The 23246-nt window shown below is 72.2% G+C and carries 22 protein-coding genes, 1 tRNA gene and 1 pseudogene; 8 read left to right on the top strand and 16 right to left on the bottom strand.

The genetic code is table 11. From position 1 onward, the window contains the following. Window positions 1–159: 159 nt before the first annotated feature. Together GPA10_RS43985 and GPA10_RS07765 are read right to left on the bottom strand one after the other, a co-directional pair. Window positions 160–777 (bottom strand): annotated as a pseudogene (locus GPA10_RS43985) (hypothetical protein); the annotation flags it as partial. Next, a complete protein-coding gene (locus tag GPA10_RS07765; protein WP_157164810.1) occupies window positions 743–1831 on the bottom strand; it encodes a phosphatase PAP2 family protein in 1089 nt (362 codons plus the stop codon). The gene GPA10_RS07765 and the pseudogene GPA10_RS43985, both read right to left, overlap by 35 nt. Before the next feature lie 283 nt (window positions 1832–2114). Here GPA10_RS07765 and GPA10_RS07760 point away from each other — a divergent pair, with 283 nt between their 5' ends. Next, window positions 2115–2711, top strand: coding sequence for a histidine phosphatase family protein (locus GPA10_RS07760; RefSeq protein ID WP_157164809.1), 597 nt, complete (start codon window positions 2115–2117; stop codon window positions 2709–2711). 91 nt (window positions 2712–2802) lie between these two features. Here GPA10_RS07760 and GPA10_RS07755 read toward each other — a convergent pair whose 3' ends face one another. Further along, window positions 2803–4323: an NsdA family TPR-like regulatory protein gene (locus tag GPA10_RS07755; RefSeq protein ID WP_157164808.1), complete on the bottom strand. Its 1521-nt coding sequence runs from the start codon at window positions 4321–4323 to the stop codon at window positions 2803–2805. Window positions 4324–4628: 305 nt separating this feature from the next. Here GPA10_RS07755 and GPA10_RS07750 point away from each other — a divergent pair, with 305 nt between their 5' ends. Then, window positions 4629–5171, top strand: coding sequence for a hypothetical protein (locus tag GPA10_RS07750; protein WP_079086454.1), 543 nt, complete (start codon window positions 4629–4631; stop codon window positions 5169–5171). A 233-nt stretch (window positions 5172–5404) separates the two neighbouring features. Beyond that, complete coding sequence (locus GPA10_RS07745) at window positions 5405–6265, top strand: spermidine synthase (protein ID WP_157164807.1); 861 nt, start codon at window positions 5405–5407, stop codon at window positions 6263–6265. A gap of 54 nt (window positions 6266–6319) precedes the next feature. Here the strand turns inward: GPA10_RS07745 and GPA10_RS07740 are convergent, their stop codons facing one another. Further along, complete coding sequence (locus tag GPA10_RS07740) at window positions 6320–6904, bottom strand: hypothetical protein (RefSeq protein WP_157164806.1); 585 nt, start codon at window positions 6902–6904, stop codon at window positions 6320–6322. A gap of 165 nt (window positions 6905–7069) precedes the next feature. Here GPA10_RS07740 and GPA10_RS07735 point away from each other — a divergent pair, with 165 nt between their 5' ends. After that, window positions 7070–7762, top strand: a complete 693-nt coding sequence (locus GPA10_RS07735; protein ID WP_058848501.1) for a response regulator transcription factor — start codon at window positions 7070–7072, stop codon at window positions 7760–7762. A gap of 28 nt (window positions 7763–7790) precedes the next feature. Then, entirely contained in the window at window positions 7791–9242 is a 1452-nt protein-coding gene (locus GPA10_RS07730) for a sensor histidine kinase (RefSeq protein ID WP_343040500.1), read from the top strand. Between the two features lie 181 nt (window positions 9243–9423). Here the strand turns inward: GPA10_RS07730 and GPA10_RS07725 are convergent, their stop codons facing one another. The 4 genes from GPA10_RS07725 to GPA10_RS07710 all read right to left on the bottom strand — a co-directional run bounded on the left by GPA10_RS07725 (window position 9424) and on the right by GPA10_RS07710 (window position 14265). After that, window positions 9424–10890, bottom strand: coding sequence for a GH1 family beta-glucosidase (locus GPA10_RS07725; RefSeq protein ID WP_157164805.1), 1467 nt, complete (start codon window positions 10888–10890; stop codon window positions 9424–9426). Between the two features lie 133 nt (window positions 10891–11023). Further along, window positions 11024–11875: a carbohydrate ABC transporter permease gene (locus GPA10_RS07720; RefSeq protein ID WP_343040499.1), complete on the bottom strand. Its 852-nt coding sequence runs from the start codon at window positions 11873–11875 to the stop codon at window positions 11024–11026. Window positions 11876–11884: 9 nt separating this feature from the next. Further along, a complete protein-coding gene (locus GPA10_RS07715; RefSeq protein WP_425505696.1) occupies window positions 11885–12904 on the bottom strand; it encodes a carbohydrate ABC transporter permease in 1020 nt (339 codons plus the stop codon). 17 nt (window positions 12905–12921) lie between these two features. Next, window positions 12922–14265, bottom strand: a complete 1344-nt coding sequence (locus GPA10_RS07710) for an ABC transporter substrate-binding protein (RefSeq protein ID WP_157164804.1) — start codon at window positions 14263–14265, stop codon at window positions 12922–12924. A 262-nt stretch (window positions 14266–14527) separates the two neighbouring features. Between GPA10_RS07710 and GPA10_RS07705 the strand changes: the two genes are divergently transcribed. Next, window positions 14528–15583 carry a LacI family DNA-binding transcriptional regulator gene (locus GPA10_RS07705; RefSeq protein ID WP_157164803.1) on the top strand — a complete coding sequence of 352 codons (1056 nt, stop codon included), beginning with the start codon at window positions 14528–14530 and terminating at the stop codon, window positions 15581–15583. Window positions 15584–15661: 78 nt separating this feature from the next. Here GPA10_RS07705 and GPA10_RS07700 read toward each other — a convergent pair whose 3' ends face one another. The 4 genes from GPA10_RS07700 to GPA10_RS07685 all read right to left on the bottom strand — a co-directional run bounded on the left by GPA10_RS07700 (window position 15662) and on the right by GPA10_RS07685 (window position 18193). Then, window positions 15662–16123 (bottom strand): hypothetical protein, encoded by a 462-nt coding sequence (locus tag GPA10_RS07700; protein ID WP_157164802.1) that lies wholly within the window; start codon window positions 16121–16123, stop codon window positions 15662–15664. Beyond that, window positions 16120–16299: a hypothetical protein gene (locus GPA10_RS07695; RefSeq protein ID WP_157164801.1), complete on the bottom strand. Its 180-nt coding sequence runs from the start codon at window positions 16297–16299 to the stop codon at window positions 16120–16122. Before GPA10_RS07695 ends, GPA10_RS07700 begins: the two co-directional genes overlap by 4 nt. Window positions 16300–16354: 55 nt before the next feature. Further along, complete coding sequence (locus GPA10_RS42250) at window positions 16355–16627, bottom strand: hypothetical protein (RefSeq protein ID WP_246258895.1); 273 nt, start codon at window positions 16625–16627, stop codon at window positions 16355–16357. Window positions 16628–16939: 312 nt separating this feature from the next. Further along, window positions 16940–18193 (bottom strand): helix-turn-helix domain-containing protein, encoded by a 1254-nt coding sequence (locus GPA10_RS07685; RefSeq protein ID WP_157164799.1) that lies wholly within the window; start codon window positions 18191–18193, stop codon window positions 16940–16942. A 178-nt stretch (window positions 18194–18371) separates the two neighbouring features. On the opposite strand from GPA10_RS07685, the gene GPA10_RS07680 reads away from it, so the two are divergent. Further along, window positions 18372–18860: a hypothetical protein gene (locus GPA10_RS07680; RefSeq protein WP_343040497.1), complete on the top strand. Its 489-nt coding sequence runs from the start codon at window positions 18372–18374 to the stop codon at window positions 18858–18860. Window positions 18861–18933: 73 nt separating this feature from the next. Here the strand turns inward: GPA10_RS07680 and GPA10_RS07675 are convergent. From GPA10_RS07675 to GPA10_RS43605, 4 genes are all read right to left on the bottom strand, one after another. Continuing rightward, window positions 18934–19006: transfer RNA gene (locus GPA10_RS07675), tRNA-His, on the bottom strand. A gap of 111 nt (window positions 19007–19117) precedes the next feature. After that, window positions 19118–19720, bottom strand: a complete 603-nt coding sequence (gene orn, locus GPA10_RS07670) for an oligoribonuclease (RefSeq protein WP_063803577.1) — start codon at window positions 19718–19720, stop codon at window positions 19118–19120. A 10-nt stretch (window positions 19721–19730) separates the two neighbouring features. Then, complete coding sequence (locus tag GPA10_RS07665; protein ID WP_157164798.1) at window positions 19731–21005, bottom strand: helix-turn-helix domain-containing protein; 1275 nt, start codon at window positions 21003–21005, stop codon at window positions 19731–19733. A 396-nt stretch (window positions 21006–21401) separates the two neighbouring features. Next, window positions 21402–21881 (bottom strand): hypothetical protein, encoded by a 480-nt coding sequence (locus GPA10_RS43605; protein WP_343040496.1) that lies wholly within the window; start codon window positions 21879–21881, stop codon window positions 21402–21404. Between the two features lie 669 nt (window positions 21882–22550). On the opposite strand from GPA10_RS43605, the gene GPA10_RS07655 reads away from it, so the two are divergent. Next, window positions 22551–23075, top strand: coding sequence for a universal stress protein (locus tag GPA10_RS07655; RefSeq protein ID WP_058848513.1), 525 nt, complete (start codon window positions 22551–22553; stop codon window positions 23073–23075). The last annotated feature ends 171 nt before the right edge of the window (window positions 23076–23246 follow it).

Below are 23246 nucleotides of genomic sequence, written 5' to 3'. Positions count from 1 at the left end.
CCCGTGCATGGCCGACTCGTCCGGGGTCGGCCCGTCCGCGGTCGACCCGTCCGCGGCAGACGGGTCCGCCGCAGGTCCGTGCACGGCCGACCCATGCGCGGCCGACCCACGCGCGGCCGACCCGCTCGGGTCGGACCCGCTCGGGCCCGACCCGCCCGTGGCCATCCGCGCCGCGACCTCCTCCAGGGCGAGGACATACACCGCCGACTGGCGCGCCGCCGCGCCCACCTTCGCCGCGTCCGCCGAGCCGTCGATCATGGGGAACGACTTGATCTCGACGACCGTCCAGGTGCCGTCAGGGGCGACGACCACCGCGTCCGGCTCCAGGTAGGCAGGGGTTCCGGCGACGTCCAGGGTCAGCATCGGGTGGTCGAGGAGGGTCCAGGCGCCCGCGGCCGTGGCCTCGCGCAGGGCGATCTCCGTGCGGCCCACGCGGCCCTGGGGTCCGGCCGCCGTGAGGTCGGGCACCCGGGCCGAGCCGGGCTCGGGCTCCGGGCCGCCGCCGAGGCAGGCGTGGGTCAGGCGGAGCAGTTCGGCGCCGCCGTCGGACTTGACCCGCGACTCGAAGGCGTGCCCGCGCATGAAGGCGAACTGCGACTGGCCGAAGCCCGAAGGGGAGCCCAGGGACTGCGCGAGCGCCGTCTTCGGCACGCCCGCGCCGTCCAGGAGGGCCCGCCGCCGACAGCCCGGGTTCGCCGCGAGCGCCGCGAGGGCGCGGGCGTCGAGGGGCTGCGGCGGTACGTCAGGTCCGCGCAGCTCCGCGAGCCGCTGCCGCAGCGCCGTCCCCGAAGCCGTCGAGGGCGGCGCTGCCCGCTGGTCCGGCGTCCTTGCTCCCGCGGGGCCCGGTGCCCGGCCCGTCCGCGGACTTGCCGCCCGGGCCGGCGCCGAGCTTGCGCTGGTGGGGAATTCGCTCACCCGCCGAAGTCTGGCATCCGGCACTGACAATCGAGGACTCCGTGGCGGAAGAGGCCACCGGGGCGTCCGCGGACCGCTGCCCGGTGGCGGCGGAGCGCCCGCCGCCCGCCACGGCGGCGACCGGCCGCAGCCGCCCCTTGATCCGGTCGGCGGCCCGCCGCACGGGCTTCACCAGGAGCAGGCCCACACCCATCACGGCCACACCGGCGACCGCGTCCAGGAAGTAGTGGTTGGCGGTGCCCATGACCACGATGGTGGTGAACAGCGGGTAGATCACACCGACCGCCTTCGCCAGCGGTGTGCGCCCGTACTTCCACAGCATCACACCGCACCACAGCGACCAGCCGACGTGCAGGCTGGGCATGGCCGCGTACTGGTTGGTCATCCCACCGAGGCCGCGCGGCGCGCTGGCCTGGCCGCCCCACCAGCCCCAGTCGCTGTACTGCGCCATCGTGTCGACGAAGCCGTGCTTGGCGTCGAGGAGCCGTGGCGGACAGGTCGGCATCAGCGTGAAGCCGATCAGGCCGATGAGCGTGGAGACCATCAGCCAGGTGCGGGCGGCGGCGTAGTGCACGGCCTTGCTGCGGAACATCCAGATCAGGATCAGCGGTGTGACCAGGTAGTGCAGCGAGGCGTACCAGAAGTCGGCCGGGACGCCGAGGGAGGCGTGGGCCGTGAACAGCCGGTTGAGCGGGTGCTCCAGGTTGAGGTGCACCGCCTTCTCGATGCGCAGCAGGGACAGGCCGTGGTCCACGGCGGTCGTGACGTCTCCGCGCGCCAGCAGCCGGCCGGCCGAGTAGGCCCCGTACACGAGGAGGATCAGCGGCAGCTCCGTCCACCAGCGCAGGCGGACGCGGGGCGTTCCGTTCCCGGATATGCCGCCGTCGCCGGCGCCTAGTGCCTTGAATCGCGGCATCCGGTGGGTCCCCCATCTCATTGCGCGCTGTTCCCGCTCGGTTCTCACGGCGTACGGCCGATGGGTCACTTTACGGCGTACGCGAAGGCCGATGAGCCATCCCCCGGTCGTCATAGACGCAGAGATCGCGGCCCGGGTTGCTCCCCCGCGGCGTGCGTGATGATGGAGGGATTATGGACAGTGCAGAGAAGGAAACGGACGAACGACGGGCAGGAGACCGTCGGGCGACTTTCCTCTTCAGTCCTGCCATATGTCCTGACATGTCTCTCTGGAAAGGCTCCCCATGGCACCGCGCATCCTGCTGGCCCGGCATGGACAGACCGAGTGGTCACTGTCCGGAAAGCACACCGGCAGGACCGACATTCCGCTCCTCGAAGAGGGCCGGCGCGGCGCGAAGCTCCTCGGCGAGCGGCTGCACCGGGCGCCCTTCGACGGCCTCCCCGGAGTGGAGGTGCGCACCAGCCCGCTGTCCCGCGCGCGCGAGACGTGCGACCTCGCGGGCTTCGGCGACCGGGCCGCGGAGTGGGACGCGCTGATGGAGTTCGACTACGGCGCCTACGACGGCCTGACGCCCGCCGACATCCAGGCGCTGCGCCCCGGCTGGTTCATCTGGCGCGACGGCGTGCCGGACGGCGAGACGCTGGCGCAGGTGTCCGCGCGGGCCGACGAGGTCGTCGCCTGGGCCCGCGAGGCGGACCGCGACGTGCTCGTCTTCGCCCACGGCCACATCCTGCGAGCCATCGGCGCCCGCTGGCTCGGCTACGACATCGACTTCGCGTCCCGCATCCGCCTCAACCCCACGTCCCTGTCGATCCTGGGCTGGGCCTACGGAGAGCCCGCCCTGGAGTCCTGGAACGAGACGGGGCACCTGACGGGCTGAGCGCGCCGGTGACGGGCTGGGCCCGCGGTGCCTCATGCCCGCGCGCGCTGCGTGCCCGCAGGCTGAACGCCTTCCACCCGAACTCGGTGCCTCACGCCCGCGCGCGGGCGGCGTGCTGGTCCAGGAAGTCCGTCACTCCGGGGGCGAGCCGGTGCGGCAGCAGCAGCCGCGCGGTCGTCGCGAGCATGCACGCGATCCGTGACGACTGGACCTCGTCGAGGAGGGCGAGCACCCGCAGCCCGGCGTCCGCCGCCTCGTCGGGGCGGCCCGCGCGGGCCAGGTCGTCGGCGAGCTCCGCGGTGTACAGCGCGATGTTGCGGGTCAGCTGGGGGGTCAGCGCCACCGCGAGGCCCGCGGCCCGCTGCGCGTGCCGCGACGCGCGCTCCCACTGGCCGAGCGCCGACCAGCACTGCGCCTCCAGGCCCTCCAGTTCCGCGGGCCCGTAGAAGGTCATCCACTCCGGGTCGGTGTCGGCGGGGCCGCGGTCGAACAGCGCGTGCGCGCGCACGAGCGCCTGCCGGCAGCCCGCGTGGTCGCCGAGCCCGGCCCAGCCGCCCGCCTCGCGCAGCGCGAGGAGCGAGAGGAACCGGGCGGACCCGAGCTCCCGCGCGAGCCGCGCCGCCACCTGCGCCGCCCGCACCGCCTCTCTGGGCCGCCCCGTGTCCCTGGCCAGGAACGCCGTGTTGCAGAAGGCGTGCGCCTCCAGGGCGGGATCGCCCGCCATCCGGGCCGTGGCGAGGGCCTCCGCGTAGTGCGAGCGGGCGTCGTCGAACCGGCCCGAGTCGTGCGCGAGCCAGCCCACGGAGATCGCGAGTTCGCCCGCGCCCGAGTACAGCCGGTCGGCCGTCCTGTGCCCCGCCTGCCGGGTGGTGCCCGCGTCGAGGAGGGCGTACGCGGTGCGCAGCGGATGGGCGGCGCGCCGGTACAGGCCGTCGGCGCCGTGCCGGTCGTCGAGCAGCCGGATCTCACGGACGGCCTCCTCGACGGCGCATACCTCTCTCTCGCCCGCCGCGCGGAACCTGCGCCCCTTGGGTACGTGGGCCGCGGCGACGCCGCCCAGCGGGAGGCCCGCGGCCCCCAAGGACGCGGCGGCCACCGTGGCCGTGCCGCTGGTCATGAATGCGCGACGCCGCACGTCGCTCTCCTTGTTGTCGCTGTTGCCGCTGCTGCAGTCGTTGTTCCCGCTGTTCCCGCCGTCGCTGTTGCCGCCGTCGCCGGCGCAGCCATCGCTGCTGCCGGTGAACCTGTCGTCCGGGTACCTGGCCCGCGATCCGTCATTCCCGTACGTGGGATCCGCCCCGCGTGCCTCTCCGGCGCCGCGCGCCCCCCGGCCCCGTACCACCGCACGCGGCGCGAAGCCCAGGTCCGTCAGCGTCCGGCCCGGGAACATGTGCAGGAACACTCGTTCGTAGGCGTAGTTGGGGCAGCGGATCTCGCCCGCCTCCACCCGGCCGACGTACCGCGCGTCGCAGCTCACCCGCTCGCCGATCTCACGCGCGGCCCGCCGCACGGCGGCCGCGAACTCGCCCGGTGAGCGCTGTCCGCGCAGTTGCCGGAACAGGAGATTCGGTCGCGGAGGCGGAGTCGACGATACCGATGGCGACGGCGCCATACCGGATCCTCTCGCTGGGGACCGTGCCGGGGGCCCCGCGCGCCCTGCCGCGGCGGCGGCCGCCCGTGGGCCGGCACCGATCGGTCGGCGTGCGCGCTGCGGCCCTGTCCGGCGGAGCACGAACGTACCCAATGTGCACACGTCCGCACGCAGAGTTTGGCTACAAACGGGATATCTCACCCGTGATCCGCCATCATCTGCCATCCTTTGCGGCGGCGCGGCGCCGTAGCCGTTCGCACCCCCGCGCGTTGAACCATGTGGAGAGGGAGCGATGCGGCTTCCACCCCGTCGAGGAGGTTCCCTTGTTGGAATTCGGCATGGAGAGCGGCGGATCCGGGGGCGCGCTGACGACGGCGCGGCACCGGCCCAGCCAGGACCGCAGCGCGGGGCCCGGTTGCGTCGGGCCGTGGGACCCGGCCCGGCCCGGACTCCACGACGGCCGCGGGGGCCACGACGGCCGCGGTGGTCACGAGAACTGCGACGGGCACGAGAACTGCGACCTCGTGACCGTGCCCGCGCGTCAGGGGCTCGAAGCCGTGGACATCCTGCGCCGGGGTGTCGGGGGCGAGGCCGTGGGGCCCGTCCTGCACGACGGGGACTGCGACACCCTCGGCTTTCTCGTGCCGCCCGGCACCGCGGACGGGTGGGACCTTCCCGGCAGCGCGTGTACCCAGACCTTCGGCCATGACGTCTCTCTCACTCCGGATCCGGTGCCTCCGCCGCCCGTCGTGGGGACCGGGTGGCTGGTGCCGCCAGGGGAGACCGAGCCTGTGACGGATCCGGATGCGCTCCGGGCCGCGCTGGGGGAGGCCGCGCGGATGATCGAAGCAGCTGACAACTGCCGGTAGCCGGTGGTTGCCGGGCTGTACAGGGGCTGCGCCCCTTGCCCCGCATCGCCGCTCCGCGGCTCGCCCTCAATCGCCGGACGGGCTGCGATCTCGCCGTGCCTCGCTGATCGCCGGACGGGCCGGAACCGTCGCGCGAGTGACCGCCCGGCGATGGCCGCCCGCCCGGCAATGGCCGCCCACCCGGCGATGCCTGCCCGCCCGGCGATGACGGAGCACCCGGCGATAATGGAGCAATGGCACGGAACAGGCGGGGGCGGCAGGCGCGGGAGGCTCTGGTCGAGGAGGTCGACGGGGGGCTCGCCGAGTTGATGCCGGACCGGGAGCGGGGTGCGGCCTGGACCCTGCTCGTCGACGGGGCGCCGCAGTCCCACGTCGACCTCGACGACCCCACGTACCTCGACTTCGAGTACCAGCGCAGGCTCGGTCACATCGCCGACCTCGTCGCCCCGCCCGGCAGGCCCGTGCACGCCGTCCACCTGGGCGGCGGCGCCCTCACCCTCGCCCGCTACGTCGCCGCGACCCGCCCGCGCTCCACCCAGCAGGTCGTCGAACGCGACACCGCCCTCGTCCAGCTCGTCCGCCGCGCCCTGCCGCTCGACCCCGCGGCCCGCGTCCGCGTACGCAACACCGACGCCAGACAGGGGCTCGCGAAGGTCCCGGACGGGTGGGCCGACCTCGTGATAGCCGACGTGTTCAGCGGTGCCCGCACCCCCGCCCACCTGACCACCACCGAGTTCCTCACCGACGTGCGCAGGGCCCTCAAGCCCACCGGCTGGTACGCGGCGAACCTCGCCGACGGCCCGCCGCTCGCCTACTTGCGCGGCCAGCTCGCCACCGCCGCCGACGTCTTCCCCGAACTCGCCCTCGTCGCCGACCCCGCGGTGCTGCGCGGCAGACGCTTCGGCAACGCCGTGCTCCTCGGCGCGGGGCAGCCGCTGCCCGTCGCCGAACTCACCCGGCGCAGCGCGAGCGACCCGCACCCGGCACGCGTCGAACACGGGCGCGCGCTCACCGACTTCGCAGGCGGCGCCACGGCGGTCACGGACGCGAGCGCCGTGGCGTCCCCCGCCCCGCCCTCGTCCGTGTTCCGCTGAGACCGCCCCGGGAGCACGCGCCCAGCGGCCGTCAGCCGCCGTCTTCGAGGGGCGTCAGTAGGTGGTGACGTCGATCCTCGGTGCGTGGTCGTGCCACGTGCAGAACACCGACACCCGGTCGGCCCCCGAAGTGAACTCCACGCGGATCCACGACGGTGCCTTCCACACCTGCATGGACCAGCCCGCCGACGGCGACGCCGACACGAGCGTCGCGGGGGACGCGCCGAGGTCGAAGACGACGCGCCCGCCGTCGGTGCTGTAGCCCCTGACGCTGCCGGACGCAGGGGTGTGCGTGGGACCCGGCGACCGCGTGGGCTTGGGCGAGCCGGTCGCGGGCAGGGGCTTCCTGTTCCTCTCCGCGCCCTTCGGGGTCTTGGCGGGCGGGGCCTCGGAGGGCGGGGACTCGCTCGCGGTCCCGTCCTCGCGGTTCTTCGACGGTGCGGCGTCCGGGGGCGGGCCAGGGCGGTGGGTGGAGGACGACTGCGGGTCGCCGGCGCGGTCACCGGTCGCGAGCGGCAGGGCGCGCGGCGGGTCGTAGGCCGTGCCCGCCATCACCGTGTGCACGCCCCACCACGACAGCGTGACCGCCGCGCCCGTGGCGAGCGACCACGCTCCGGCGTGTACGAGGCCCCTGCGCATCGCGGGCCATACTGCACCACGAGCCGTGCCGAGAACCAGGAGCCCCGCCTTCCGCTTGGCCCGGACACCCCTTCCCCCAGGCGCACTTACCGGACATCGGACCCAAGTCCGGGCCAAAGGTCCCGCACGGCGTCCGGGCCCTCCGCATGGCGTACGGTGCCGCCCATGGCAAGTGTGCTCGTCGTCGAGGACGACCAGTTCGTGCGCTCGGCCCTCATCCGGCACCTGTCCGACGCCTCCCACACCGTACGGAGCGTCGGCACCGCCCTGGAGGCGCTGCGCGAGGTGGCGCATTTCCGCTTCGACGTCGTCATCCTGGACCTCGGACTGCCCGACCTCGACGGCGGCGAGGCGCTCAAGATGCTGCGCGGCATCACCGACGTACCCGTGATCGTCGCGACCGCGCGGGACGACGAGGCGGAGATCGTCCGGCTCCTCAACGACGGCGCCGACGACTATCTGACCAAGCCGTTCTCCGTCGAGCACCTGTCCGCGCGCATGGCCGCCGTACTGCGGCGCTCCCGCGGCACCACCGCCGGTGAACAGCCCGCGCGCCAGGTGCTCCGGGTCGGCGGCCTGACCGTCGACCCGCTGCGCCGCCAGGCCGAACTGGACGGCGTCCGGCTCGATCTGACGCGCCGCGAGTTCGACCTGCTCGCCTTCCTCGCCGGGCGGCCCGGCGTCGTCGTACCGCGCAAGGAACTCCTCGCCGAGGTCTGGCAGCAGAGCTACGGCGACGACCAGACCATCGACGTCCATCTGTCCTGGCTGCGCAGGAAACTGGGCGAGACCGCCGCGAGCCCCCGCTATCTGCACACGCTGCGGGGGGTCGGTGTGAAACTGGAGCCACCGCAGTGACCGGTGCCTCGGCGGTGGGGGCGGCGCCGTGAGGTGGGCGCTCGTGAAGGTGTGCCTGGCCGTCACCACGATGGTCGTGGCCGCCTTCGCCATTCCGCTCGGCCTCGTCGTCCAGGAGATGGCCCGCGACCGCGCCTTCTCCAACGCCGAACGGCACGCCGCCGGCATGGGCCCCACCCTCTCCATCACCACCGACCGTGCCCAGCTCACCCGGGCCGTCGCCACGTCCGCGGCGGGCGCCGACGGGCGGATGGCCGTGCACCTGCCGGCCGTCGGCGGGAAGCCGCCCCTGCGGATCGGCGAACGCCGGGCCGGACCGCACCAGGTGGCGGCCGCCCGGACGCAGGGGCGGGCCAGGACCACGGCGGTGCCCGGCGGATACGCGCTGCTCCAGCCCTTCGGACTCGGCTCCGGCGAGATCGCCGTCGTCGAGATCCATGTGCCGGAGAGCGAGGTCGGCAAGGGCGTGACCACGGCGTGGCTGGTGCTCGCGGGCGTCGGCGTGGCGCTGATCATCGGGTCCGTCGCGGTCGCCGACCGGCTCGGCGTGCGCATGGTCCAGCCGGCGCGGCGGCTCGTGGAAGCGGCGCACGACCTGGGCGAGGGCAAGCTGAGCGCCCGGGTACCGGAGGAGGGGCCGAACGAACTGCGGCTCGCCGCGGTGGCGTTCAACTCCATGGCCGACCAGGTCGTCCAGCTCCTCGCCGGCGAGCGCGAACTGGCTGCCGACCTCTCCCACCGGCTGCGCACCCCGCTCACGGTGCTCCGCCTGAACGCCGCCTCGCTCGGGGACGGGCCCGCCGCCGAGCAGACCCGTACCGCCGTGGAGCGCCTCGAACGCGAGGTCGACACCATCATCCGCACCGCGCGTGACGCCCGCCCGCGGACCGCGGTCGGCGTCCACACCGGTCCCGGCGCGGGCTGCGACGCCGCCGAGGTGATCCGCGAACGCATGGACTTCTGGTCGGCGCTCGCGGAGGACGAGGGGCGCGAGGCACGGGTCGCCGGCGTCGAAACGCCGGTGCGGCTGCCGGTGGCACGGGCCGATCTTGTCGCCGCGCTCGACGCCCTGCTCGGCAATGTGTTCCGGCACACCCGGGAGGGGACGGCGTTCGCCGTGGACGTGCACAGCGGGGAGGACGCGGTGATCGTGCTCGTGTCCGACGCCGGGGGCGGCATCGCCGACCCGGAGACCGCCCTCGCCCGCGGCGGCTCCGGCTCCGCCGCGGGGGCGACCGGGTCCACCGGTCTCGGCCTCGACATCGTCCGCCGCCTCACCGAGTCCACCGGCGGTGACGTCCGCATCGGCCGGTCGGTCCTCGGGGGCACGGAGGTACGCCTCTGGGTCCCACGCCCCTACCAGGGGCGCGGGGAGCTTCGCGCTCGGCCACGGAACAGCCGCCGACGCGTCTGCGGGGTCCGTCGGCAGACGCGTCTGCGGCGTGTCCTCGGCTGGGCGCGCAGTTCCCCGCGCCCCTGACGGGCGCGGACCCCTGACGGGGCCGCCAACCTTTGGCGACCCCGATCCCACCCTTAAGCGAACCTCAAGATCCCGATCAAGGGCCCCGGATGCCCCTTTCGTCGTCCGGGAGCGGGGCTAACGTGGGCTCTCCCCCCACACGCGCCCCGGTCGGCGCCTTCCCCCCACCCGGCCGGGGCGCTCAGCCCTCGCCCTCCTCGTCCGGCGGGGCCAGCTCCCCGCTCGCGGCCACCCGCGCGTACCAGCGGGCGCTCGACTTGGGTGTGCGGGCCTGCGTCTCGTAGTCCACGTACACCGCGCCGAACCGCTTGCTGTAGCCGTACGCCCACTCGAAGTTGTCCATCAGCGACCACAGGAAGTAGCCGCGTACGTCCGCGCCGGACATGATCGCCTCGTGCACGGCGGTCAGATGGCCGTGCAGATAGCGGATGCGGTCGGGGTCGTGGACCTGGCCGGCCGCGCCCGGCTTGTCGTCGTAGGCCGCGCCGTTCTCGGTCACGAGCAGGGGAACCCCGGGAGCTTCGGCGGTGTACTCCAGGAGGAGGTCGGTCAGTCCTGTGGGGTCCACGGGCCAGTCCATGGCGGTGAGTTCGCCGGGAGCGCGGTGGAAGGAGACGTCGTCGGCGCCCGGCCAGGGGGAGTGCTCGGCGGCGCCGTGCCCGTCGTGGCGCGGGCCGCCCGCGGCGTCGGCGGAGCCCGACACGACAGCGGGGGAGTAGTAGTTGACGCCGATGAAGTCCAGCGGCTGCCGGGTGATGGCCAGGTCGCCGTCGTGCACGAACGACCAGTCCGTGATCCGGGCGGTGTCCGCCAGCAGATCGTGGTCGTACGTCCCGCGGAGCATCGGCCCGGTGAAGACGCGATTGGCCAGCGCGTCGATGCGGCGGCGCGCGTCCAGGTCGGCGGGCGCGTCGGTCAGGGGGCGCACGGCGCTCGGATTGAGGCAGACGCCGACCTGGGCGCGGCCGGGAAGGACCGTGCGCAGCGCCCGCGCCCCCAGGCCATGGGCGAGGTTGAGGTGGTGGGCCGCGCGCAGGGCGGCCACGGGGTCGGTGCGTCCCGGCGCGTGCACGCCCGAGCCGTAGCCGAGGAACGCGCTGCACCAGGGCTCGTTGAGGGTCGCCCACCACTCCACGCGGTCACCGAGCGCCCCGGCGACGATCCCCGCGTACTCCTCGAAGCGGTACGCGGTGTCCCGCTCCGGCCAGCCGCCGCCCGCGGGGGAGCCGCCGGGCAGGGCCGACTCCAGCTCCTGCGGCAGGTCCCAGTGGTAGAGCGTGACCATGGGCGTGATGCCGTGCGCGAGCAGTTCGTCGACGAGCGCGCGGTAGAAGTCGAGCCCGCGCTGCACGGCGGGCCCGCGCCCGGTGGGCTGCACCCGCGGCCAGGACACGGAGAAGCGGTAGGCGCCGATGCCCAGGTCCGCCATCAGCCGTACGTCGTCACGCCACCGGTGGTAGTGGTCGCAGGCCACGTCCCCGGTGTCCCCGCCGAGCACCTTGCCCGGCGTACGGCTGAAGGTGTCCCAGATGGACGGCGTCCTGCCGTCCTCCGACACCGCCCCTTCGATCTGGTAGGCGGCGGTCGCGGCCCCCCACCGGAAGCCGGGGGGAAACCGCAGGTTCGCGTCGGACTGCGTGTAGGGCATGGAAGCGCTCCCATGGATTGTGCGGAGAGAAACGGAGAGAGGGGACGTACCGGTGAGGGATCGAGGGTGGGCGGATGGGTGGGGAAGAGCTCGCCGCGCAGCGGCGAATCACCCGCACAGGGCGCCCCGCCGGCTACCCCTTGACGGCACCCTGCATGATCCCGCCCACGATCTGCTTGCCGAACAGGACGAAGGCGATGAGCAGCGGCAGCGTGCCGAGCAGCGCCCCCGCCATGATCACGGACTGGTCGGGGATCTGGCCGCGGCCGAGCCCGGCGAGGGCCACCTGCACGGTGGGTTCACCGCCCTGGGTCAGCGCGATGATGGGCCAGAAGAAGTCGTTCCAGGCCATGACGAAGGTCAGCATGCCGAGGACGGCCATCGCGGGCCTGGCCGCCGGGAAGACGATGTGCCAGATCACCCGGAAGCTGCTGGCGCCGTCCACGCGGGCGGCCTCGATCAGCTCGGTCGGCAGCGCCTCGATGAGGTACTGCCGCATGAAGAACACCCCGAAGGCGCTCACCAGCGTCGGCAGGACCACGGACTGCAGCTGATCGGTCCAGCCGAACTCCGCCACCATCATGAACAGCGGTACGACGCTGAGCTGCGGCGGCACCATCATCGTGCCGATCACGAGCAGCAGGAGCAGCCCCCGGAAGCGGAAGCGCAGCTTGGCGAAGGCGAATCCGGCGAGGGTGGAGAAGAGCACGGTGCCCACGGTGATGCTGCCCGCCACCACCAGGGTGTTGATCAGCGCCGTGCCCATGTTGGCGTCGGTCCAGGCGATCTCCAGGTTCTTGAAGAGGTTGCCGCCGAACCAGAACGGCGGTGGCGTCTGGGCGAGCCGCGTGTTGTTGCGGGACGCGGCGATCGCGGTCCAGACGAGCGGGAAGAGGGAGCCGACGGTGAACAGGATCAGCACGGCGTACGTCAGCCTGCCGCCCCGCAGTTGGCGTCCGGCGCCGCGTTTCTTCAGGCTTGCCACGTCATCCCCTCAGGCGTTTCGGCGGATCCGGCGGCTGATCACCCAGTTGAGCAGGCCGATCAGGACGAGAATGAGGAACATGGTCCAGGCGATCGCCGAGGCCCGCCCCAGGTGCTGGTTGAACCAGCCCTGCTCGTACAGATAGAGCCCGAGCGTCTGGAACTGGTGGTCGGAGCCGCCGGTCGGGCTCGCGCCCTGACTGAACAGGAGCGGCTCACCGAAGAGCTGGGTCGCCCCGATCGTCGACACCACGCAGGTGAACAGGATCGTCGGCCGCAGCGAGGGCACCGTCACATGCCGGAACTGCTGCCAGCGGCTCGCGCCGTCCAGGGCGGCCGACTCGTACAGATCCTTCGGGATGGCCTGCATGGCGGCGAGGTAGATCAGCGCGTTGTAGCCCGTCCAGCGCCAGATCACGATCGCGGAGACGGCGAACTGCGCGGTCCAGTCGCCGTTCTGCCAGTCCACGGCGTCGATGCCGACCAGGCCGAGACCCCAGTTGATCATGCCGTGGTCGGTGCGGCTGAACATCAGCACGAAGACGAGCGTCGCCGCGGCCACCGAGGTGGCGTACGGAGTGAGGATCGCGACGCGGAAGAACATCGACCCGCGCAGGCGGTAGTTGAGGAGATGGGCGAGGCCCAGTGCCATCAGGAGCTGCGGCACGGTCGAGATGACGCCGATGGTGAAGGTGTTGCGCAGCGCGTTCCAGAAGAAGTCGTCGTCGAGGAGGCGCGAGAAGTTGCGCAGGCCCACCCACTCCATGTCCGTGGGCGTCCCCAGCTCCACGCGGTGCAGCGAGGCCCACCCCGTATAGAGGAGCGGGAAGAGCCCGAAGGCGAGGAAGAAGAGGAAGAACGGCGCGATCAGGACGTAAGGGCTCCACCTCACGTCCCGGCGGTAGCGGCGGCTGCGGCGGGCCCGGCGGCGCTCGGCGGCCGGGTCCGCGGGGGAGACGGCGGCCCGTGCGCGGCGGGCCGCGCCCTCCTCTCCCGCGGAGGGCGCGGCGGTACGGGTGTCGCTGGGGATGTCGGTCACCGGACCGCTCACTGGTCCAGCGCGTTGTCGATCGTCTTCATGGCTTTGTCCCAGGCCTTGTCGGGAGACGTCCCCTTCTGGTCGACGCCGAGCATTCCGGTGTCGGCGAGGTACTGGGAGATGATCCCGTCCTTGGGGCCGATCGGCTGGACCGGCACGCCCTCGGCGGCCCTTGCGAAGATCTTTCCGACGGGGGTGTCACCGAAATAGGGGTTCTTGGCGTTCTTCACTTCGGGCAGGTCGTAGGCGGCCTCGGCGCTGGGGAAGCTGGCCCGCTTGTCGAACAGCTTGGCCTGCTGCTCGGGGGCGGTCAGCCAGGCGACGAGCTTGGCGGCCTCCTCCTTGCTCCCGCCCGCCTCGGGCACGGTCAGGAAGGAGCCGCCCCAGTTGCCGGGCCGGGGCGCGGCGGCCACGTCCCACTGGTCCTCGCCCTTGTCGCCCGCCTTGTCCTTGATGTAGCCGAGCATCCAGGGCGGGCAGGTCACGGTGGCGAAGGAGCCGTTGGCGAAGGCCTGGTCCCAACTGGGCTGGAACTGCTGGAGCTTCGCGGTGAGCCCGGCCTCGGCGAACTGGGCGGCGATGTCCCAGCCCTCCTTGACCCCCGCACTGTCCTTGTAGACCAGCTCACCCTCGGCGTCGTAGAACTTCTCCTTGCCGGAGGCGTGCACGGCGGCCATCACACCGGTGGCGCCGTCGACGAAGGCGGTGCCCTCGGGTGCCTTCTGCTTGTACCGCTTGCCCGCCTCCAGGTACTTCTTCCAGTCGCCCGCCCAGAGCTTGCCGACCTCCTCGCGGTCCGTCGGCAGGCCTGCCTTCTCGAACAGGTCCTTGCGGTAGCAGATGCCGGTCGGCCCGATGTCGGTGCCGAGCCCGACGGTCTTGCCGTCCTTGGTGGTGCCCTGCTGCCACTTCCAGCCCAGATAGGCGCCCTTGTCCACACCTTGCGTCCTGCCGAGGTCCACCAGCTTGGCCGAGTGGGTGCCGGTCAGCTCGGCGATGTTGCCGACCTCGACGGCCTGGATGTCGGAGAGGCCGCTGCCGCTGCTGAGGTGGGTGAGGAGGGCGGGCCAGTAGTTCTCGTTGCGCTGTACGGAGTTCTGCTTGATCTCGATGCCGGGGTTGTTGCGCTCGTACTCGTCGTAGAGCCCGGCCTCCTGTAGGCCGAAGGCGCCGAAGACCCCGACGGTCAGCGTCGTCTTCCCCTTGCCGCCCCCGTCGCCGCCACCGCCACCGGAGGAACCGCCGGGCTCGTCGGAGTCCTCGGCGCAGCCGGCGAGCAGCCCGGTGGCAAGGGCGGCGACGGCCGCGAGGGCCACCGCTCGGCGGCGGGGCGTTCGAGTCCTGTAGCGCATTGCGTCCTCCTGGAGCCCGGACGTGCCGGCCACGGCGCAACTCCCGCCCTGCATGCGGGAATTGTCGGAATATGGCTCGGGCGGAACGTGCGGGGCGTGTAAGAGCCGGGTAGGGTGGGAGCGCTCCCATGTGTGATGCCTTGAAGGTTCGCGGCTTGTCCCAGGGGTGTCAAGGCACCGGACACCGGGAGTTGCGGGCCGTCGGTGCCGCCGCTGGTGGTCATGGCCCTGCTGTTAGATTCGCGTCGTGGGGAGGCACTGAATGGGGAGTGGTCAGCCCAGGGGGCGCGGCGGGGGACGGCCCACGCTGGAGGAAGTGGCGGTGCGGGCGGGTGTCGGACGCGGCACCGTGTCCCGGGTGATCAACGGATCGCCCCGGGTCAGTGAGCACACGCGCGCGGCCGTCGAGGAGGCGGTGGCGGAGCTCGGCTATGTCCCTAACACCGCGGCTCGCGCGCTCGCCGCGAACCGCACCGACTCCATCGCCGTGGTCGTCCCCGAGCCGGAGTCCCGTTTCTTCTCCGAGCCGTACTTCTCGGACATCATCCACGGCGTCGGCTCCGCGCTCGCGGACACGGACATGCAGCTCCTGCTGACGTTCGCGGGCGGCGACCGGGAGCGCCGCAGCCTCGCGCAGTACCTGTCGGCGCACCGCGTGGACGGCGTCCTGCTCGTCTCCGTGCACGCCGACGACCCGCTGCCGGACCTGCTCCAGCAGCTGGAGATCCCGGCGGTGATCAGCGGCCGCCGCTCGGCCGACGAGCCGCTCGCCTCGGTGGACTCCGACAACTTCGCGGGCGCGCGGGCCGCCGTCGACCACCTGCTCGCGCGGGGCCGTCGCACGATAGCCACGATCACGGGCCGCCTCGACGTGTACGGCGCCCAGCGCCGCCTGGACGGCTATGTGGAGGCGCTCACGGAGGCGGGCCACCCGGTCCCCTCGGACCTGACGGCCCACGGCGACTTCACCGAGGACGGCGGCCGCCGCGCGATGGCCGACCTGCTCGACCGCCGCCCGGACCTGGACGCGGTCTTCGCGGGCTCCGACGTGATGGCCGCGGGGGCCCGCCAGGTGCTCCGCGAGGCCGGACGCCGTATACCGGACGACGTGGCCCTGGTCGGCTTCGACGACTCGGCCATCGCCCGCCACATGGACCCGCCGCTCACCAGCGTCCGCCAGCCCATAGCGGAAATGGGCCGCACCATGACGAACGTCCTCCTGGCCGAGATCGCCGACACCCGGCCGGCGGCGGCGCGGCGGCTTGGGCGGCAGCAGATTGTGTTGCCTACGGAGTTGGTGTGCAGGGAGTCGTCGTGACGTTGCCGTGTCGTCGCGGTGATGCCGCCCTGGCGGCGCCGTGGTGGCTTTCCGCTCGCTGACCTCGTCCGTCGACGCTCACGCGCCGGACTGTCGGCGGGCGTGGCACGGTTTGTGGTGGAGGTAGCCGAACCGCATGCCGCTGGTGCCGACTGTCCGGTGGGGCCGGAATGTGTGCGGCTCGGTGATGCGGTGGCAGTCCGAGCACAGCGCGGGTTTCGCGATCCGGCAGAGTGCGTCGATGTGGTCCGTGCCCATGGTGTGGGCGGTGTCGCATGGCGGGGCGGCCTTGCAGAGCGTGCACCCATCAGCGTGATCGGCCCAGTCGAGATAGGTGGCCAGAACGCGGGTCTGTGCCTCGTAGCAGGACAGGCAGGCGTGCGGCCACCAGGGTCCGGAGCCGCCGAGGTCGACGCCTTCGCCGGGGTGCAGGCTGCGCGGGCACCACACACAGACCTGCCCGGCGTTCTGCTGCGGCGTGAGGAGCATCCCGCCGGGCACCACGAAGATCCGCAGGGACTCGGTCACGTCCCGCGTCATGGTGCTCCCTTGTCGGCGGTGGCGCGGGTGGCGTGCAGGGCACGGCGTAGACGGAGTCCCTTAGCGCAGTCGGTCAGGATGCCGAAGTGCTGGCGGGGGCAGGCGGTGAGGTGGGCCCGGTAGATCCTCTCCAGTTCCTCGACGCGCGAGCGAGGCTGGTTGGTGGTGGCGGTCATGCAAGTGCTCCGAACGTGAGCGGCAGGTCAGTGGGACTGATCGGGCGGCACGCGGTCACGACTCGACCGTCAGGGGCTCGGCCGTCGCCAACAGGGCGGCGAGGTGCGCCGGGTCGCACAGCTGACCGGGGCGCTGTGGCTGCACGGCCCAGAAGGTAACTGGTGAAATCTGGCGGCCGACGCGTGGGACGCTCAGGTAGATGCCCGTCCCGAGGCGGTCGCCGGGCCTGTCCCAGGGGGCGTCCGGTGCGGTGAGCGTGTAGTAGCAGTTGGTGCGGGTGTCGAAGACGACGGGGCCGTGCAGCCAACCGTTCAGGGACTGTGCCACTGTCCCCTGCTCATCGCTGCCTACTGCGGCGTGGATCCTCCGTCGCGGAACGCGGAGGGCGTCGAAACGCACGCCGAGGGGCAGCATCGCGACTCCGTGGTTCGCCCACTCGGCTTCGGCCTGGCGGGGTACCGGATGCGCTCCCGCGAGCCAGTCAGTGATTGGTCCTCTGCCCTGTCCCATCTGCCTGCACCTCCGCAGCATTGGTGACCACTTCATCACCGAACGTAAGCGGATGGGTGGACGCGAAACAGTCACGCTTCGTGGCTGTAACTCGGCGCCTGTCGCAGCAACAGGCACGCAACGTGACCCCTAGTCCTGCGAGCCGAAGAACGCTGCCAGCTCTCTCTGCTTCGGCGAGAGACTGCGCCGCTTGCTCTTGCCCAGCGCGTCATGGAACGTCTCTCTGGCCATACGCTGGTGCCGCAACCACTCCGGAGTCTCGTCCCACAGTGACCACAAGATGTCCGTGGCCTGGTCGCCGTTCCGCAGCATGACGTGTGCCTGCGCGACGTCGAGCAGGTGCCGCCGCATGAAGAGACGCCCTGTCCTGCCGACCGGCGTCGGCATCCGCTCCGACAGCCCGAGCACACGGTCGGGTCTCTGCGCCACCAACTGGTTCTCGATGCCCTGGAACGCGACGGTGCGCCAGTCGAATCGCCCCCAGGAAGACACCGCGACCGCCTGCCCCGCACCCAGTGCGGCCCCCGCGGTGCGGCCGATCCTGAGCATCTCGCGTGCTTCCTGAGGGCGGTTGTTGCGGGCGGCCGCTGCGCTGCCGTGCACCAGCAACTTCCCCCAGGCCCCGAGGGAGTGCCGGGTGGCGCGCGAGATCCGCGGTTCGATGGCGTCCGCCGTGGTGATGCTCACCTGCTCCGCCTCATCGAGACGTCCTTGCCGCATCAGCAGCCAGCCCTGCTGATACACCGCTGCGGCCACTCCTTGGAGATCGTCGATCCGCACCGCGTCCTCGATGGCGTCGCGCAGAGCGATGTGGGCCAGATCGTAGGCGCGGACCTGCGTGAGGTAACGGCCGGCCATCTGGAGCGCGTCGGAGCGAATGCGCAGGGCCTCGGAGCGCTCGGGCCCGTTGTCGTAGTGCCGCACACTGGCATGCGCCGCGTGCACGAGTCCGGGCAGTAGTCCGGCGACCTCGTCGTAGAGGTCCTGGTGGTAGGCCGTTCCGATCTCGAGGGCGGTGGCTTGCAGGCGGGGGAGGTCAGGTTCCGTGTCCACGGTCTCGGTCGCGCTGACGCGGCCGGAGAAGGTGACGGGCGGTGCGACGGCCTGACGCAGCGTCATCAAGTCGATGTTGTCGTCGTCGGTGCGGGTGTTCGCGTGCGGGCCGGGGGACTCGAACAGCACGGACGTACGAACCTTCAGCGCTCGGGCCAGCGAGTGGTACGCGTCCAGACGGGCGGTTCCGCCCCGCTCGAGCTTCTTCACAACTCCCAAGCTCAGACCGGCGCGTTCAGCCAGGCGCTCCTGGGTCAGCCCCCGGCGGAGTCGAAGTTCGCGCAGTCGTTCGCCCGGGTGTGCGGACGCAGGGGTAACCGAACCGGGCATACGGGCGCTCCGTCCTTGAGGTCGCACTGAGAACGGTACGCCCAACGGGTCTTCACCCGGTGAGGGCTGTTTGGCGCGTGCTGTACCCGTACACGGTGGGGCGTGACGCGAACCGGAACCTGCGGGACGTGCGGGATAGGATGCGCGCCCTGTTGACCAGCCGGTGAGAGGAGCAAGCGTGACGACGTACGCCGTCACTGGGCACATGGACTTGACCGACGACACTGTCGCGCTCGTACGCGCTGCGCTGCGGGACACCTTCGCGGCGCACACCGAGGGCGAGCTCGTCGGGGTGTCGTGCATCGCGGCCGGCGCCGACTCGCTGTTCGCCGAGGAGCTGCTCGGCGCGGGCGGCCGCCTGGTCGTCGTGGTGCCGTCGCAGGACTACCGGCGGACGAAGGTGAAGCCGGAGCACGCCGCCGTGTTCGACCACCTCATCGAGTCGGCGGGCGAGGTCGTCACCATGCCGCACGAGACAGCCAACCGGCAGGCGTACGAGTCAGCCAACGCCGAGCTGCTGCGCCGCGGCGACCGGCTCGTCGCTGTGTGGGACGGCACGCCCCCCTCGGGCAAGGGCGGCGGCACCGCCGACACCGTCGACGCGGCACGCGAGGCGGGCCTGCACGTCGACGTCGTGTGGCCCGATGGCGCCGCCCGGCGAGGCTGACGTAGCGGTCGAGGCCCGTCGGAAAACGATCAAGGCCTGACCTGCTTTCGCAGGTCAAGCCTTGATCATTCAGGGTGAGTGACGGGACTTGAACCCGCGGCCACCTGGACCACAACCAGGTGCTCTACCAACTGAGCTACACCCACCACGAGCCGGTCTTCGTCGTTCTTCCGACCGGCCGAGAAAAAGTGTACAGGGTCCGAAGGGGTGCTCGCGCACGCGTTTTCCGGACCCCGTACCAGGGGCGCCGCGGAGGGCTAATCCGCAGGCAGGACGTGCTTGGCCGCGATCGACTTGGCGGTGTCCGAGTCGGGGCCGGGCTGCGGGACGAAGATCGCCTCGCGGTAGTAGCGCAGCTCCGCGATGGACTCGCGGATGTCGGCGAGGGCCCGGTGGTTGCCGTTCTTGTCCGGGCTGTTGAAGTACGCCCGCGGGTACCAGCGCCGGGCCAGCTCCTTGATGGAGGAGACATCCACGATGCGGTAGTGCAGGAAGTTCTCCAGGGTCGGCATGTCCCGCAGCAGGAAGCCGCGGTCCGTGCCGACCGAGTTGCCGCACAGCGGGGCCTTGCGGGGCTCCTTCACATGCTGCCGGACGTAGGTGAGGACCTGCTCCTCGGCGTCGGCCAGCGTGGTGCCGCCGGCCAGCTCGTCGAGGAGCCCCGAGGTGGTGTGCATCTGCCGCACCACCTCGGGCATGGTCTCCAGGGCCGCGTCCGGCGGGCGGATCACGATGTCCACACCTTCGCCGAGCACGTTCAGTTCCGAGTCGGTGACCAGTGCGGCCACCTCGATAAGTGCGTCATCCGTCAGCGAGAGCCCGGTCATCTCGCAGTCGATCCACACCATACGATCGTTCATGCGCCCAACCCTACGGCGCGCTCCTCTGACCGGGCAGGGGAGTGCGGCTCGGCGCGTAGGCGTCGGAGTGCGGTTTGCCTGCCTCCATCGGCAGGGACGCCGTGGCACCGAGCGAGCTGGCCGCCGCGGTGCGCCGGGTCTGGGTCGGCACGGGGCCCGGGGTCAGACCCGGATTCCCGCCCGGACCGGGCCCCGGCCCCTCGGCCGTCACCATGGACGGCGCGGCGGACATGGCGACCGCCGCCGACTCCAGGGCACGCTCGCTCTGCGGCCTGCGCGCCCGGTAGGCGGCGCGGTAGGCGGCGGGCGAGGAGCCGAGCTGGCGCCGGAAGTGACCGCGCAGCGCGACGGGCGACCGGAAGCCGCAGCGCCCGGCGACCTCGTCGACGGAGTAGTCGGAGGTCTCCAGGAGCCGCTGGGCCTGCAGCACCCGCTGGGTGATCAGCCACTGCAGGGGAGCGCTCCCCGTCAGTGAGCGGAAACGCCGGTCGAACGTGCGTCGGCTCATATAGGCGCGGGCGGCCAGAGTCTCCACGTCGAACTGCTCGTGGAGGTGCTCCAGGGCCCAGGCCACGACCTCGGCCAGCGGATCGGCGCCGATCTCCTCCGGGAGCGACCTGTCCAGGTAGCGCTCCTGGCCGCCCGCCCTGCGCGGCGGCACGACCAGCCTGCGGGCGAGCGCGCCCGCCGCCTCGTTGCCGTGGTCCGTGCGCACGATGTGCAGACAGAGATCGATTCCGGCCGCGGTTCCGGCCGAGGTGAGGACGTCCCCGTCGTCGACGAACAGCTCGCGCGGATCGACGTGGACGGACGGATAGCGCTTGGCGAGCGTCGGCGCGTACATCCAGTGCGTCGTCGCCGGGCGGCCGTCCAGTAAACCGGCCGCGGCCAGGACGAACGCGCCGGTGCACAGGCCGACGATGCGTGCGCCCTCCTCGTGCGCGCGGCGCAGCGCGTCCAGTGCCTCCAGCGGGGGCGGCGATGTGATCGAACGCCAGGCCGGCACCACTACGGTGCCCGCCCGGGAGATCGCCTCCAACCCGTGGGGCGCGGTCAGTTCGAGGCCGCCGGTGGTCCGCAGCGGCCCCTCCTCTCCGGCGCACACCAGCAGCCGGTAACGAGGCACTCCCGCGTCCTGTCGGTCGATACCGAACACGGAGAGTGGTATGGAACTCTCGAAGATGGGACCACCGCTGAAGAGCAGCACCGCGACGATTTCCCGGCGGCGCCGCCCGGAGAGTTTCCGCGCCGCGGCTTCCTGCACGGCAGTGGAGTCGTGGCTCATGGCGCTAAGCCCCCCTCGGTGGTCTCGGCTCCCTGTTCTTGACGTGCTTCCTGGGCCTGTCGCTCCTGCACGTTTCCCCTCGGTCCTCCACCAGTCCCCCGCCGTACTACAGTCAAGATCGAATCTACTGCGTCACGTGACGCCGCTGTGACCAGTTCAGCACCCGGCGCATTGTCGACATGGCAACTTGGCGTGAAGCATTCGATCACGAAGCGTCGCACTCGTGGAGCGCCCAGGGAAGTGCGCCTTGTGCCAGTGGCCGGTCAACGTAGGGTGCAGCGCCCTTTCGCGCTCCTTTCACCCCTGGTGGGACGTGGGTTGACCCCCTGTTCGGCCAGGGAATGCCGACGACCGGGAAGTTGGCTGAAAACATTCGGAGAAGTGCGTGGGAATCAGTCAGTCCACCGGCGCACCCGGCCCCGTCCTGCGGCCGCCCCGATGCGCCCCCGGCGCCGCTCGCCGACGCCGTTCCCGGCCGCCCGCGGCCCGCTGCGCCCGAGCCCGTGCCGCCCCGCGCTCGGACTGCTGGAGCAGCACCCGGCACACCCCGGTCACGGCGGCCAGGCCCAGGGCCGCCCCGCCCGCACCCGCCAGGGAGGTCCCGTACCCCACGAGGACGACGGGAACCAGAACGCACGAGAAAGCGGCCCAGCGGACGACGTCGCTCGCCGACTCCTGCGGGGCGGTCGCAGGCGCTCCGGCAGCGCGCGCGCCCCGCGACCCGGCGCCCCCGGAGGCTCCGGCGGACTCGGCGTCCCGGCGGTCGCGCGCCCCGTGGCGCGCCGCCTCGCGTGCCCCCTCGCGTGCCCCTTCACGCTGCCTTTCACGGGCCCTGCGGCGGCCTGTGGCCGGAGCGGCGCTGGACGGTGCTGGCACGGAGTGCTCCCTGCGGCGGTGGTTGCGGGCCCGCCCTGCCGGGCGGCCGGGACGGTCGGGCTCGGTGTGGCACCGCGGTGATCGCGGGCGTCCCCGAGCGGTGCGGGGTCGGTGTCGAGGGCGGTGCGCGGGTCGTGCGGATGTCGACACGGATGTCGATACGGACGTCGATGCGGATGTCTCCGAAAGAGTGGTTTCACGGGTTCAACGCGCGGCCGACCCGCCGGTCACTGGCCGGAAGGGGGCCCGCGCGCGAACCGGGCGCAAACCGCCTGTACGGGGCAGCCGCCATTGCGCTCCGGGCCCGGCTCATGCATGCTCCGGTGAATGCCGCGAGGCCGCCGTGAGGCCTCGACCGGGCCCCGTGGGGACCGGGCGGCGCCCGGGGCCGCCCCGGGCGGGCTCCGGTCAGCGCCGGGGCAGGATCTGGGCAAGGGAGGAGTGCCGCCGTACCCTTGGGGGTAAGGGGTTGGGAAGATGATTCCCGGACAAGCGTCCGGTTATCTGTTCCCACCTGCGTCGCGTCTGTTCCACCCGCGTCGCCGCAGCGCCCGACCCGCTCACCTGCCCCCTACCGCGCACCCGCCCCAGGCACCGCACCCCGCCCCGACCACCGCGCACCCGAAAAACGCCGACCCTCCCACAGAGGACTCCTTCGCCGAGACACCGATGGCCGGTCACGAATTCTCCGAACCCGCGGACCGCAAACGGCAGGTCGCCGATCCGAGCGCGACCCCCCGAGCGGCGGAAGAACCACGTCATTCCTGCGATCCGGCCTTCCGGCACGGTGTCGTCGTCGGCTTCGACGGCTCGACGTCCAGTGAACGGGCGCTCGCCTACGCGATCGGCATGGCCCATCGCTCGGGCTCCGGCCTGATCATCGTGCACGTCGCCAACCGGTTGCCCACCACCGTCTGGGCGGGCTGCGAGCCCCCGGTCTTCGTCGACGTCCCGGACCACCGCACCGAGGTCCTCGGTCTGGAGCTTGCCTGCGCGGAGTATCTCGCGGAGGTCCCCTGGATCCTGGTCGAGCGCGGCGGCGACATCTGCCACGAGCTGGAGGAGGTCGGCCGCGAGTACTCCGCGGACGCCATCGTCGTCGGCTCGACCCACGGCATCGTGGGGCGCATCTTCGGCTCCGTCGCGGGACGGCTCGCGCGCCGTGCGCAACGACCCGTCGTCGTCATTCCCTGACCCCGTCCGGGCTTTTCCGGCTCCGCCCGTGCCAGGTGGGACAGGGGTTCCACGATGTGCCGCCGGTGCGCCGACGCATAAATCTACTCGCGCGTAGAGGTGGGTTGTGCCCTTGTGAAGGGTACGTATCGTGCGCCGGTGAGTGACGGCTTCCGGCTGAGTGAGCGCGGG

This window comes from Streptomyces typhae (assembly GCF_009755605.1).
In the GTDB taxonomy this organism is placed as follows: Bacteria; Actinomycetota; Actinomycetes; order Streptomycetales; family Streptomycetaceae; genus Streptomyces; species Streptomyces typhae.
This window is presented reverse-complemented; position numbering and strand designations above follow the sequence as displayed.